The sequence below is a fragment of the Agrobacterium genomosp. 13 str. CFBP 6927 genome, from assembly GCA_900012615.1.
Lineage (GTDB): Bacteria > Pseudomonadota > Alphaproteobacteria > Rhizobiales > Rhizobiaceae > Agrobacterium.
In genome coordinates this window covers 774862-787999 of sequence record LT009757.1, presented here as the reverse complement: position 1 = coordinate 787999, position 13138 = coordinate 774862, and the positions used below count along the sequence as shown (strand labels likewise).

Annotated in this window: 12 protein-coding genes; all 12 read left to right on the top strand. The window is 57.2% G+C overall.

Annotated features, from left to right (window positions below; genetic code table 11):
* The first annotated feature begins 118 nt into the window (after positions 1–118).
* Positions 119–619, top strand: coding sequence for a hypothetical protein (locus AGR13A_RS17925; RefSeq protein WP_080838244.1), 501 nt, complete (start codon positions 119–121; stop codon positions 617–619).
* Positions 616–1065, top strand: a complete 450-nt coding sequence (locus AGR13A_RS17920; RefSeq protein WP_080838240.1) for a GNAT family N-acetyltransferase — start codon at positions 616–618, stop codon at positions 1063–1065. Before AGR13A_RS17925 ends, AGR13A_RS17920 begins: the two co-directional genes overlap by 4 nt.
* A complete protein-coding gene (locus tag AGR13A_RS17915) occupies positions 1062–1247 on the top strand; it encodes a hypothetical protein (RefSeq protein ID WP_080838237.1) in 186 nt (61 codons plus the stop codon). The genes AGR13A_RS17920 and AGR13A_RS17915 overlap by 4 nt, the downstream gene beginning before the upstream one ends.
* Complete coding sequence (locus AGR13A_RS17910; protein WP_080838234.1) at positions 1247–3856, top strand: DNA methyltransferase; 2610 nt, start codon at positions 1247–1249, stop codon at positions 3854–3856. The genes AGR13A_RS17915 and AGR13A_RS17910 overlap by 1 nt, the downstream gene beginning before the upstream one ends.
* On the top strand, positions 3853–4203 hold the full coding sequence (locus AGR13A_RS17905; RefSeq protein ID WP_080838231.1) for a hypothetical protein: 351 nt from the start codon (positions 3853–3855) through the stop codon (positions 4201–4203). The genes AGR13A_RS17910 and AGR13A_RS17905 overlap by 4 nt, the downstream gene beginning before the upstream one ends.
* Positions 4200–4778 (top strand): hypothetical protein, encoded by a 579-nt coding sequence (locus AGR13A_RS17900; RefSeq protein ID WP_080838227.1) that lies wholly within the window; start codon positions 4200–4202, stop codon positions 4776–4778. Before AGR13A_RS17905 ends, AGR13A_RS17900 begins: the two co-directional genes overlap by 4 nt.
* A complete protein-coding gene (locus tag AGR13A_RS25005; protein WP_167377583.1) occupies positions 4778–5194 on the top strand; it encodes a hypothetical protein in 417 nt (138 codons plus the stop codon). Before AGR13A_RS17900 ends, AGR13A_RS25005 begins: the two co-directional genes overlap by 1 nt.
* A gap of 37 nt (positions 5195–5231) precedes the next feature.
* Complete coding sequence (locus tag AGR13A_RS17895; protein ID WP_374701886.1) at positions 5232–7337, top strand: DNA cytosine methyltransferase; 2106 nt, start codon at positions 5232–5234, stop codon at positions 7335–7337.
* Complete coding sequence (locus AGR13A_RS17890) at positions 7334–8545, top strand: phosphoadenosine phosphosulfate reductase domain-containing protein (protein WP_080838219.1); 1212 nt, start codon at positions 7334–7336, stop codon at positions 8543–8545. Before AGR13A_RS17895 ends, AGR13A_RS17890 begins: the two co-directional genes overlap by 4 nt.
* Before the next feature lie 9 nt (positions 8546–8554).
* On the top strand, positions 8555–9823 hold the full coding sequence (locus AGR13A_RS17885; protein WP_080838215.1) for a DUF7146 domain-containing protein: 1269 nt from the start codon (positions 8555–8557) through the stop codon (positions 9821–9823).
* A 40-nt stretch (positions 9824–9863) separates the two neighbouring features.
* On the top strand, positions 9864–11681 hold the full coding sequence (locus AGR13A_RS17880; protein WP_080838212.1) for a DNA primase family protein: 1818 nt from the start codon (positions 9864–9866) through the stop codon (positions 11679–11681).
* Between the two features lie 450 nt (positions 11682–12131).
* The gene (locus AGR13A_RS17875; protein WP_080838208.1) at positions 12132–12908 is read left to right on the top strand and encodes a hypothetical protein; all 777 of its coding nucleotides are present in this window, start codon (positions 12132–12134) and stop codon (positions 12906–12908) included.
* Positions 12909–13138: the final 230 nt, after the last annotated feature.

Below are 13138 nucleotides of genomic sequence, written 5' to 3'. Positions count from 1 at the left end.
AGAAAGTCTCCGTCATGTGATCCCCCGTGATCTGCTGACGCACTGAACCTCACATTTTCAATTCATTCCCACCACGGGAAAACGCAGGGAAATTTCCCGGCGCGGGAAAGGCTTTGTCATGTTCCAAGACGCATGGTTTCACCGCATCAAGTCCGCACAGCGAGACCTGATCAAACTCGTCGGCGGCATCGAGCGTGCGGCCGAGATATCGTCCATCTCTAAAAGCCACATCGGCCGCATGAATAATGCGGCTGATCCAGAGTTGATGCCGCTTTCGGCTGTGCATGCGCTCGAAGATGACTGTGGCGTTCCGGTCGTGACTTCCGCGATGGCGGAGCTTTCGGGCCGTCGGTTATCGGATCCCGATCTTGATCGCCAGGCCGACATCTGCGTCCAGCAGGCAAAGGCAGCCCTGATCGCTAAGGTTGGGGAACTCATGTCGAGCAGCGCTGCTGCTTCTTCAGATGGTTTTTTCAGTGTGGCTGAAAGCCGGCAGATGGATCGTATTTCGAACGAGATTGAGCAGGCTACGGCGAAATTCCGCCAGGCCTTGGCAGTCGTTGCCGCGCGCGGCGGTGAGATAGTCGGCCTCCGCGTAGTCAAGGGAGGAGAGCAATGAACTTTCTCCTGAAGCCCTGCGACGACGATACGCTGGCATATGCGCAGAAGTGCATGGATCGCGGACAGGTGGAAGGCGCCATTCCCGCAAACCGTCGACCGTTGACGGGGCATGAGACAGCGTTGATTGCCCGCCGCGCGACGCAAGACGGGTTCTTGCGCCTCGGTGTTTCTGTCTTCTACGAGCCTGAGCCGGGCCTGCTGTGGCTTGATATGCTTTTTGTCGAACCCGAGTTTCGACGCCAGAATGTCGGCTGGCAGTTGTTGCTGGAGACCCGCGCGCACGCGGTGAGCCAGCAATTTCGCGAAATGAGTTTCGGCACGCTGCTGACGAATATGCCGATGCGCGCGCTCGTCCGTCGTGAGCCGGGATTTTTCATGTCATCCGAGGTGCATGGGCCAGCGCTCGTGTTCTCGGAACGCCTGGCGCGGAGGGCGACGCGATGACGCCGCCTCTCTGCAAATCGAAAGCCGATCGTGATCGTCTCCGCCAGCGTGTCGGTGAAAGCCGCAAGGCGCAGCTGAAAGAAATCCGTCGGCAGGTGAAGCGCTGGAGCGATGGTGCGTCGGCGGACGATTGCATGGCTGCCATCAAGGCTGCCATCGCTCATGTCGGGGAGCGCGATTGATGCTCCGCGATTATAATCAGTTCCTCGCATCGAAAGTCGCAATCGCCCAGGAAGGTGGTTTCGAAGTCTCGGCTGACGAGATCAATCCGATTCTGCAGCCTCACCAGAAGATGATCATCATCTGGGCCTGCCGCGGCGGGCGGCGGGCCATCTTCGCTGCCTTCGGGCTTGGCAAGAGTGTGATCCAGATTGAAATTCTTCGCATTGTCATTGCCAGGTTCGGCGGGCGCGGGCTTTTGGTGCTTCCTCTCGGGGTTCGGCAGGAGTTCCGGCAGGACTGTGAATTGCTGGTTACCGGCATCCATCCTCGTATCACCGATACGCAGCGTGCTGAACTTCATACCTGGCAGGAAGGCCATCCCGAGCGCGTGCCGTCGCTCACCTTCATCCGGTCGATTGGCGAAGCCGGCGAGGCTGGCCTTTATATGACGAACTACGAGACGGTGCGCGAGGGAAAGCTTGACCCCCGCCTGTTCACTGTCGCGTCGCTCGACGAGGCTGCCTGCCTTCGAGGGTTCGGTGGGACAAAGATATTCCGCGAGTTCATGCGCCTGTTTGATGGCATCCGGTTCAAGTTCCTCGCGACGGCGACACCGTCGCCAAACCAGTATGTAGAACTGCTGGCCTATTCCGCGTTCCTCGAAGTCATGGATGTCGGGCAGGCGAAAACGCGGTTTTTCAAGCGCAATTCGGAGAAGGCCGACACGCTCACCATTCATCCGCACAAGGAGCATGAGTTCTGGCTGTGGGTTGCAAGCTGGGGGCTGTTTGTCCAGAAGCCCTCCGATCTCGGATGCTCTGACGACGGTTACGAGCTACCGGAAATTGAGGTGCGTTGGCATGAGTTGCCCGCCGATCATGCATCGGCCGGTATGGAAAAGAGCGGTCAGGGTCGCCTTCTGCGTAATGCTGCAGCGTCTCTTTCCGATACGGCAAGGGAGAAGCGCGACAGCCTCGGTATTCGCATTGCCAGGATGATGGAACTGCGCGCCGAAGATCCCGATGCGCACCGCATCATCTGGCACGATCTGGAGGCTGAGCGGCTGGCGATCGAGGCGGCCATTCCCGACGTGGTCAGCGTCTATGGCGCACAGGACCTCGATGATCGTGAACAGTCGATCGTCGGGTTCTCGCATGGGCGCATCCGCGAAATCGCAGCCAAGCCCGTCATGCTCGGCTCGGGCTGCAATTTCCAGCGACATTGCTGGTGGGCGATTTTCCTCGGCATTGGTCACAAGTTCAATGACTTCATCCAGGCCGTTCACCGCATCCAGCGCTTTCTCCAGACGCACAAAGTTCGCATCGACCTCATCTACACCGAAGCGGAACGACCGGTGCGCGACAACCTCGAAGCCAAATGGCGTCGCCATGTGGAGCAGATGGCAATCATGACAGATATCATTCGCAAATATGGCCTGTCGTCTGCGGCGATGGCTGAAACCCTCACGCGCGCCATGGGTGTTGAGCGGATCGAAGTTTCCGGCCCGGGCTATCGGCTGGTCAACAATGATTGCGTGATGGAATGCCAGAAGATGGGCTCCAACAGCGTTGATCTGATTGTCACATCGATCCCGTTTTCCACCCAATACGAGTATTCGCCGAACTATGCCGACTTCGGTCATACCGAAGACAATGAGCATTTCTGGCAGCAGATGGATTTCCTCATCCCCGAATTGCTGCGGGTTTTGGCGCCGGGACGTGTCGCCGCAATCCATGTGAAGGATCGCATCGTTCCCGGTGGTATGACGGGTCTAGGGTTTCAAACCGTCTACCCATTCTCCGACGATTGCATCGCCCGGTTCAAGCGCCACGGATTCGCGTTCCTCTCGCGCAAGACGATCACCACGGATGTTGTCCGGGAAAATAACCAGACGTATCGCCTGGGATGGTCTGAGCAATGCAAGGACGGCAGCCGCATGGGTAACGGCCTGCCGGAATATCTGCTGATATTCCGTAAGCCTCCGTCCGATAGTTCGAACGGATACGCGGATTTTCCTGTCAAAAAGCAGAAGCGGGAATGGAAGCAGGGGCACTGGGACAATCCTGCTGGATACAGCCGCGCCCGTTGGCAGCTTGACGCCCACGGCTTCATGCCGAGCTCGGGCAATCGTCTGCTTTCGACCGAAGAAATGGCGGGTTTGGAGCATCACCAGATCTTCAAACTGTGGAAGCGATACTCGCTCGAGACAGTCTATGATTTTGAGCACCATGTGAAAATCGCCGAGCATCTGGAAGAGCGGGGCATGCTGCCCTCTACCTTCATGCTGCTGCCACCACATTCCACGGCTGACGATACCTGGACCGATATTACGCGCATGCTCTCGATGAACACGCTGCAGGCTGCGGTGGGTAAGGAAATGCACCTTTGCCCGCTTCAGTTCGACATCGTTGATCGGGCCATTGCTCAATATTCAGAGCCGGGTGAGACGGTGTTCGATCCGTTCGGCGGTTTGATGACCGTGCCGTACCGAGCGATCAAACTGGAGCGGAAGGCCGTCGCGACTGAGCTTAACGCGGGCTACTTTCTCGATGGCTGCAAATACGTGGAAGCGATGGCCCGTGAGAAAGACATGCCAAGTCTCTTCGACACGTTGGAGGCTGCGGAGTGAGCGACCCGGTCTCTCTCTACATCGTCACGGATCGGGCGGAGCAGGCGGCACAGCGGTTTTTTTACTGCCGCGTTGCGTCTCTTCCTGACTGGGTGCAGGTCGTCACTTCCATCATCGAGATCGAAGAAATCCCAAACGGGAAGAGCGTCCTCACGCATTTTGCAACCGGCGGCCGGTCCACGGCTGAACAGGTGTGGTTCGAACGCCGTCTCCGCGGCGGCCTCTTTTACGACCACGAAGCTCTCAGGGACAAGATCGAGGTCTGGCTCGACAAGAGGCTCGAATACGAGCGGAAGCTGCTCGCCCAACATTCACAAGACCATGAACGACAGGGGAATTACGCATGACGATGGTGACGGTTTTCAGGGATTATGCTGTGCAGGGAAAACATCCGGCCGCACCAAGTGCGTTCGATGTGACCCCTGAAAAGTTCGATGGCTTGCCACCTCATATGCGTTCGGATCTATGCCGCATGCTCACCGATGCAGGATATTCTGCTCGCCGCATCCTCCAGCTCTGCGGCATCTCGGCTATGGCGCTCGCGGAACATCTGGCGCAGCGCCACCGATATTGTATGCCTGAACGGATGCAGGCTGCGCGCCATAGCGGCGAACGCATCACGCCGCGCCAGGTCGACGAGATCGTGGAAAGCCTCGACCTTTATGCCTGCCGCGTGCTCGCGAAGATGCCAAAGGTTGGGCGGACGCACTGGCGGCGCGGGCAGATCGAGGACGAAACAGGCCTTCGGCATAACCACGGCGTGCACGCCCTGAAAGACCTGCAGGCGAAGGGTCTCGTTCGTCCCATAGGTGTTGCGGAGCAAGGTTTCATCCAGCCTTACGAGTTGACGAAAGTGGGCGCCGTGGTTGCCGAGGCGATAGATCCTCGCGATATCTCGACCGCTACCAACGGGGATGGCTGATGTTGAGCCGTCTTGCCACCCGGCGCCCCCGCATCGTGCTGGTGATAGCGCCCACCCTCTATGAGTGCCGCAAGACGCTTGACGCTTTCGGCATCCCTCTTTCGAGCATCGATGAAATACGTTCGGTCACCAAGGCGCATCACCTGCGCGGCTGGTCGCGCGGCACGCCATTCATCGCACTGTCGGAGCGCGACAGCTGGTTTGCGACCCAAAGCGGCCGAGAACTGAGCACGGTCGTGGACGCATTCCTCCTCAGTGGACGCCTGCGGATCGCAAGTGACGCTGAACTTTCCGATCTTCGCCAACCGGAGTTTGCCAATAATGTATGCCGAAACGCTGCTCAATCATCTGGCGCCGCCACCACAATTCTCCAGCAGGAACCGTTGGGACCACGGTCTGCCGCTGATCATCGATAGCTTCGCCGGAGGCGGCGGCGCCTCCACCGGAATCGAGATGGCGCTGGGTCGCTCGCCTGACCTTGCCATCAACCACAATCCGCAGGCTCTTGCGCTGCATGCCGCCAATCACCCTGATACGCTGCACATTTCGGAGAACATCTACAAGGTCGATCCGTTGGACTATGTGGCGGGCCAGCACATCGGCCTTGCCTGGTTCTCACCCGACTGCAAGCATTTTTCGAAAGCCAAGGGCGGCAAGCCGGTCGAGCGGAATATCCGCGACCTCGCTCATATCATTCCGTTCTGGGTTGAGCGTGTTCAGAAAAGCGGCGGCAAGATCGATGTCATCATCATGGAGAACGTCGAGGAATTTGCGACGTGGGGGCCGCTCGTCCAGACTGACCGGGGATTGATGCCGGATCCGGAGCGGAAAGGCGAAACCTTCCAACAATGGTGCAAGAAGCTTCGCCGCCTCGGCGGCAAACTGGAAAAGCGGGAATTGCGCGCCTGCGATTACGGCGCACCGACGATCCGCAAGCGCCTTTTCGTCATCATCCGTTTTGATGGTCAAAAGATCGTCTGGCCGGAACCGACGCACGGCGCGCCCGATGATGCCGACGTGATCGCCGGTCGCAAGCTACCGTGGCGCACCGCGGCGGAATGCATCGACTGGTCGATCCCCTGCCCGTCAATCTTCGATAGCTCGGCCGATATCGCCGATAAGCACGGTCTGAAGGCTATCAGGCCTCTGGCGGATAACACCATGGCCCGTGTTGCGCGGGGCATGAAACGTTATGTTCTCGATGCGGACAGGCCCTTCATCGTCAATCTGACGCATGGCGCGCGCTGCGAAGATATTGATGAGCCTGCCAAGACGGTGACTGGCGCGAACCGTGGTGAGAAGGCCGTCGTTCTTCCACATATGGTCAGCTATTACGGCCATGGCGACTTAAGAGCGGAGCGGACGCGGGAACTGTCTGACCCGATATCGACAATCCCTTGCGAAAACCGTCATGCTGTGGTTGCACCTTCGGTGATCCGGTTCAATACCGGCGCCACCGGCAGCGACATTCGCGAGCCCGCGCCGACCGTTACAGCGAATAGCTATATCAAGAGGCCAGGTGGTGCAGCGCCGATCGGTATGATCGCTCCGCACCTGATGACGATGCGCAATGCCGGCAAGCCGTTTAACGGCGCTGATGAGCCAACGCATACGATCACCGCCGGCGGCGCTGGCCTCTCCCTGGTCGCACCTGTCCTTACTGCCGCGCAGCATGGTGGGTCCAATCGATCCGTCGAAGATCCGCACCATACGATCACGGCCAGCAAGAAGGATCAGAACAGCGTTATCGTCCCGACGCTCATACAGACCGGATACGGCGAGCGCGACGGGCAGTCTCCGCGATGCCTCGATATAGACAAGCCTTTGGGAACGGTTGTTGCTGGCGGCATCAAACACGCTGCGGCCGTTGCTTTTGTCGCGCAGCACAACAACGACAGCCGCCGCGAAGGTGGCGTCAATCCGGGCAGACCTGCCGATGCACCGATGTCCACCGCAACGCAAAGCGGATCACAGCAAGGCGTTGTCTCCGCCTTCGTCGCGAGGCAATTCGGCACCTCTACCGGCCACGAGATCGACCGTCCGTCTGCGACGGTGATGGCTGATGGTGCTGGTAAGTCGCAGCTGGTGACGCCATTCCTTCAGGCCTATTACGGCACGGGCGACGGCGGCGAGGAAAATCAGCCTGCGCGCACCATTACCACGAAAGACCGGCACGGCCATGTCGAGGCGATGCTTGATGTGCCACCATTTACGGAAGAACAGGCTGCCCGCGCCCGCGAAGTCGCGGCATTTATGCGATCGCACGGGTTCTGGGATGAGCGTGAGTTCGTAACCCTCGAAATCGACGGGCACACCTTCGTCATCGTCGATATCGGCATGCGGATGCTTACGCCGCGCGAACTGTTTAATGCGCAAGGTTTCCCCGGCGATTATCAGATCGATGGTGTCTGGGTGTCGGAAGACGGCAAGGAAACGTGGATAGCGTTTCCGAAATCCGTGCAGGTCTCCTGTGTCGGGAACAGTGTTAGCCCGCCTGTGGCCGAAGCGCTAATAGGCGCGAATTGTAATCATCTCGTTGCCGTGCAGGTGGCGGCATGATGCAGCCAACGTTGTTTGAAGGCTCAAAACGCCTCGTCTATGACGATGCGGTTGAGCTTACTCTTCAATCCATGCAGGCATATGGCCCGGACCATGACCACTGGGGCATAGCTTGGTCCGGAGGGAAAGACAGCAGTGCGACCCTGACGCTTATCCTCCATCTGTTGGACACTGGACAGCTGGCACAGCCGAAGTCGCTTTCGGTTTTTTATGCCGACACGCGCCAGGAGTTGCCGCCACTGGCGATTGCTGCTGAGCGGATCATGTTGCAGATGGCTGAAAGGGGTATCCGCTGCGAGGTTGTCCGGGCACCGCTCGATAAGAGGTTCCTTGTTTACATCCTCGGCCGCGGTGTTCCTCCGCCAAATAACAACACCCTCCGCTGGTGCACCCGTCAGATAAAGATCGATCCTATGACGGAGGCTTTGGAGCGCCGGATTAACGAGATTGATGGAAATATCCTGATGATCACAGGTGTCCGGCAAGGTGAAAGTGCGATCCGTGACCAACGTATTGTCATGTCGTGTGGCAAGGATGGAGCAGAATGCGGGCAGGGCTGGTATCAGCAGGTATTGCCGCAGGCGAAAGGCATCCGCGGTCGCATAGCAACCCTTGCCCCTCTTCTGCATTGGCGCGTGTGCAATGTCTGGGACTGGTTGAGATTTTATGCGCCTCTGCCTGAGTACGGCGGCTGGGCCACGTCTGCGATTGCGGACGCTTACGGTGGCGATGAGGCGGAGGAGAAGAACGCCAGAACCGGTTGTGCCGGCTGCCCTCTTGCGTCGAAAGATTTGGCATTGATGACGATCGTCGCCATGCCGGAGTGGTCTTATCTTTCTCCCCTGCTGGGCTTGAAGCCGCTGTATCGCGAGTTGCGTTTGCCTCATAACCGGCTACGTAAACCTGGTGTCGAAAGGCTGAAAAACGGCGCTATCGCCGCTAATCCCCAACGCATGGGACCGTTGACATTCGATGCCCGACTGATGGGGCTTGCCCGGGTTCTTGGTATTCAGGCTGAAATCAATGTCGAAGCGGAGCGTCTGGGACGGCCAAAGATAGATATCCTCAATGAAGAGGAAGAGAGCCGCATTCGCGAACTCATATCGGCCGAAACCTGGCCGCAGGGTTGGGATGGTGACGAACCTGTCGCGGACACGCCAATGGCGTCTGTTTTCTCCGACGGCTCCGTGCAGCCACTGCTGGTGTGAGGCTGTCGCATGTCTGATCCCATCATTGAAGAGTTTGTTGAACGGGCTCGTAACGTATCAGTAAGCGAGGCTGCAGAGCGGCTTAACATCAAACTGGGCCGCAAGGAGCATATCGGCGCCTGCCCGCGCTGCGGCGGCAAAGACCGGTTTTCCATAAATGGTGTCAAGAACGTCTTTAATTGCCGCAACTGTGGCGGAGGGCGTGACGGCATCGCCCTTATGGCGCATTTCCACAATCTCGATCTGCGTGACAGGGTAGGCTTCCTGGAAGCGTGCGCCGCCGCACTCAACGAAGATATTCCCGAAGGTGGCGAGCGCGAAACTGATGAACAGCGGGCAGAACGGCTTAAACGCATCGCCCAGCTGAAGGCTGATAACGAGCGGAAAAACCGCGAGAAGGAAGCGGGCGAAAACCGGTTCCGCGATATCGAGGTCAGCAAGGCGCGGGGCATTTATGGCAATGCGCAAGATTTGCGCTCCTCAGGATTTTCCTATGCCTCGGAGCTATTTCAGTATCTCCGGCTGCGTACAGGTTTTGAACCACATCCGGGCATTCTCGATCATATTCGCTTTGCGCCGGCGCATTCCTACTGGCATGGCAAGGATGAGATGGGCAGGGCAGCCAGTCCGCATATGGGGCCAGCCATGATCGCGCCTTTCGTAGCTGCCGACGGCAGTCTGACGGGATGCCATGAAACATGGATTGATTTGGGCAATGCCCCGAAATATCGGCCGTTGATCCGCGATGAAGACGGCACAGTCATTCTGGATAAGGACAAAAATCCCGTCACCACCAAGAAGATGCGCGGTACGAAAAAAGGGTCGATGATCCCAGTTTTTGGCGCGTCGCGAGCGGTGCGATGGGTGCTGGGTGAAGGTATCGAGACGGTATGCGCCTATGCAGGCGCCGAACGTTGGCGGGCTGATACATTCTATGCTGCGACGGGCGATCTCGGCAATCTTGCTGGCCCGGCCGATCCGCGATCTTCCTTTTTGCACCCGACAATAAAGGTCGGTAACGGGCAATTTCAGAAAATTCAGGGTCCCGTTCCAAAGCCAGATCAGACGCCCACGGACGCCGTGCAGGTGCCAGATCATGTTGTCGAACTCTTCATACTCGTTGACGGCGACAGCGAGCACGTTTTCACGGCGTCGGCCATAGCGCGGACAGTTACGCGTCTGTCGGCGCCGCATCGCATCATCACACCATTCTGGCCACCGGAAGGCGAGGATTTCGCCAGTTTGTTTGCCAACATGCAGCAGGGGATTGACACATGAACACACCCGAAAAGCGTCTGACGCGCCTGGAGCGTCGTAGATGAAGGAGAAAGATAAGAAGACAAACGGCGACGTTCCTGAGGATGTCGCGCGTATGATGAAGATGGCTGCGCAGCAACGGCGCATGTTTTCCGCAAACCCGGACCCTTTGCCGGTTGCAGAGCCGGAGCCGGCAGAAGATGTCCTTGTCCTGTCTGATGAGGAAATTCTCGAGGAATGCTCCGAGCAGCCGGAAACGGATATCGGTAATGCGAATCGGCTTCTTATTCGCTTCGGCGAACTGATCCGTCATGTCACCCACGTCGGTTGGCATGGCTACGATGGAAAGCGCTGGCTGGAGGATGCTTCCGGTTCCGTTGTTCGCCGGTTCGCACACCGCACGGCAGAATTCATCGATGACGAGGCTGTGCGGCTGGATTGTAGCGAAGAGGAACAGGCTAAGATCGCGGCCGGTAAGCTCGCGCGAGAAGAACTGAAAAAAATCGGTAAAGCGGGAAAGGATTGGGATGCGGAAAAGTTGGCCGAATATGAGCGGCTGCAAAAGGATGTCGAGAAAATGGACAAGGTCGAAAAAGACCGGTCCGGTCGCATTTCGTCACGGCACGCTCACGCCAAGCAGGCGGCAGGTACTTCGAAGATCAACAATATGCTTCAGGAAGCCGCGCCCTATTGCTCTCTGGAAGTATTGGACCTCAACAAGGATCTACTCGCGCTAAACTGTGAAAATGGCACGTTGAGGTTCTGCTCAGAGGCTGGGGATACCGGAAAGTGGCAGATAAGGGTCGACGCGCACCGATCGGCCGATCTTATCTCAAAGCTGTGCGAAGCGCGTTTTTTGCAGGACGCGGGCGCGCCGATGTTCCACCAGTTTCTGCAGCGTGTCATGCCGAATGTTGATTACCGGGCGTTTCTGCAGCGATATCTTGGATACTGCCTGCTCGGCCTTACCGGTGAACAATGCCTGCTGTTCTTTTATGGAGCCGGCAGAAACGGAAAATCCACATTCGTCGACATTATGGTCGAGATCCTTGGCGACTATGCCGTATCAATGTCGATCGATAGTTTCGCTGGTGACAGCAAGCGGGGCGGAGCAGAAGCGACACCCGACCTCGCCCGCTTGCCCGGTGCTCGCCTCGTGGCGGCCAGCGAGCCAGAAATGGGCGTGCATCTGAAGGACGCATTGATAAAGACGCTGACGGGCGGGGAACCGATCGCGGTCCGACGCTTGCATCAGGATTTTTTTGAACTCATCCCGCAGTTCAAGATCATTCTTTCCGGCAACCATAAGCCCATCATCAAGGATGACTCGGACGGTATATGGCGTCGTGTTCACCTGGTGCCGTGGGAAATACAAATTCCGGAAGATGAGGTTGATAAGACCCTCAAGGAAAAGCTACTGGCTACGGAGCGAGATGGCATCTTTGCGTGGATGGTCAAGGGGGCGCTTGAATACCTCCAGTTTGGGTTGCGCGTCCCTGACGGCGTCCGAGCGGCGACGGCCGAATATCGGGAAGAGAGTGATCCGATCGGCGCATTCCTGCGAAATGCCTGCCTCATCACGGGCCTTGATGCTGATCGAGAGGTTCCTGAAGATCTTTACAACGCATATCTCCGGTACGCCAAGCGGGAAGGTCTGGCAGACATACGGCAGGCGACCTTCACTCGGAGGTTGCCCGATCAGACCCGAAAGAGTTGGAAGGGGCCAGACGGGCTGATGCATCAGTTTCAAAGATTGCGATCTACTGGCACGAAATACGCGGGCATCCGCATCCGTGAGGAGTTCGCGGGCGGAAGTAACGTCCCGGCACCCCCAGATGGGCGTTTTTCAAACGATGAACCTTTTCCGGAGAATTTTTGATGATCTCTATCGCTGACTATCTGCTTTTGCTTGACACCCGGACCCCTCGCCGTACACACAGGACACGAAGGCCGCGATCTGCCTTTCGTTATTCGGCGAAGGGTCCGGGGCGAACAGCTAGAACAGCAAACGATGCCCATCGTACAGCAGGTTGCAAACCGGCGAGGGCGAAAAGATTATATCTTTCAGATGCTTGTGAAGCACGAACAGCTAGAACAGCAAATTTCAAAGTTTCCATGATGTGCATGCGCTTGCGCGTGAATAATCCCATCGGGTTGTTTGCTTATAACCCAATGCCGGTCGCATCATGTAAACCCTGAAAATACCTGTTCTTGATGTTCGGTCATTGATTTTATTGATAAAAAACAGCTCTACCTGTTCGTTTTGCTGTTCTAAATCAATCACTCTCCTGTTCTATCTGTTCGTTTCCCTTGGAAAGGGTTGAAAATAATGAAAATCGGTATCGAAAAACTGTTGCAGTGGGCTTTTGTGCAGGAGCTATGCGTGCGGGATATCTCTGAAGCTGGTGGCCCGAGCTCGTCTTCATCGAACTTTACGATGATCATGGAAATGCTGGAATTGGGAGCCATCATCGACCGGTCGCGCAACGTCATGGCTGCGTCATCTGCAATCACCTTGGAGCCGCATCTTGATGCACTGGCTGTTGCAGATGCGGTTCGAGATCTTGCGGATCATCGTTTCGTCATTGGTGATGACTGGGCACCATTCACTGATTGGGCTGACGACTATGGCTTGGTCGCGGAAGCCGTGCGGGCTGAGATTGAGGCTTTTCGGCTGCGCGGGGACCGCGCCAACGGTCGCAGAGCGGCCAATCTTGTTGTATGCTCAGCCATCCTCGGCCGCGGGCCAGACTGGTTTGCGGAAAAACCGGAAGAACGTATCGTAGAGCGTCGCGGGCAACCGGCATGGTTCATCTCGAAAACTGCAAAAGACCGCTTTGGTCGGTTCTACGAGTTCGAGGCGGATGGTTATGACCGGAAACGCAAACGTCCGATGCGTGGCGCATATCGAAAGATGGAACTCGCCGAGCCAATCCGAAGCGCGATCATTGGTCGAATGGAATGGAAGCTTTGGCAGGATGCGCTGGTTTGCCTGGGCAAATCATTGGCAAATCAGCTGACTTTCTACGATGTCGAACCGTTCACTCCGGACCATGCGCCGTGGATGCGCGTAAGAAAAAATACTGACAAACTTGTAAGCGTTTGATTATGAAAGGTATTTATTTGCGGTCTACGTGTTGAAGTGCGGCAGTCGCTTGACATATCTTGGGGACAGTAAAAAAGATTGGAAAACCCGCTTCGGATTGTCCGGCGCGGGTTTTTTGTTGCCAACGATGGAGGCTGCCATGCACCCGCTGCTGTAATGGCGGCAAATAGCATGCCTTTCATGACCGGGGAGGGGTGAGGCGGCCAAAGGCAGCCACCCCCGGGTCAAGG

What these genes read in the sequence shown, in the direction of transcription:
- AGR13A_RS17875 (WP_080838208.1), top strand. Translation starts at nt 12,132, where the DNA reads ATGAAAATCGGTATCGAAAAACTGTTGCAGTGGGCTTTTGTGCAGGAG.
- AGR13A_RS17925 (WP_080838244.1), top strand. Translation starts at nt 119, where the DNA reads ATGTTCCAAGACGCATGGTTTCACCGCATCAAGTCCGCACAGCGAGAC.
- AGR13A_RS17885 (WP_080838215.1), top strand. Translation starts at nt 8,555, where the DNA reads ATGTCTGATCCCATCATTGAAGAGTTTGTTGAACGGGCTCGTAACGTA.
- AGR13A_RS17890 (WP_080838219.1), top strand. Translation starts at nt 7,334, where the DNA reads ATGATGCAGCCAACGTTGTTTGAAGGCTCAAAACGCCTCGTCTATGAC.
- AGR13A_RS17910 (WP_080838234.1), top strand. Translation starts at nt 1,247, where the DNA reads ATGCTCCGCGATTATAATCAGTTCCTCGCATCGAAAGTCGCAATCGCC.
- AGR13A_RS17915 (WP_080838237.1), top strand. Translation starts at nt 1,062, where the DNA reads ATGACGCCGCCTCTCTGCAAATCGAAAGCCGATCGTGATCGTCTCCGC.
- AGR13A_RS17895 (WP_374701886.1), top strand. Translation starts at nt 5,232, where the DNA reads ATGGCGCTGGGTCGCTCGCCTGACCTTGCCATCAACCACAATCCGCAG.
- AGR13A_RS17900 (WP_080838227.1), top strand. Translation starts at nt 4,200, where the DNA reads ATGACGATGGTGACGGTTTTCAGGGATTATGCTGTGCAGGGAAAACAT.
- AGR13A_RS17880 (WP_080838212.1), top strand. Translation starts at nt 9,864, where the DNA reads ATGAAGGAGAAAGATAAGAAGACAAACGGCGACGTTCCTGAGGATGTC.
- AGR13A_RS25005 (WP_167377583.1), top strand. Translation starts at nt 4,778, where the DNA reads ATGTTGAGCCGTCTTGCCACCCGGCGCCCCCGCATCGTGCTGGTGATA.
- AGR13A_RS17920 (WP_080838240.1), top strand. Translation starts at nt 616, where the DNA reads ATGAACTTTCTCCTGAAGCCCTGCGACGACGATACGCTGGCATATGCG.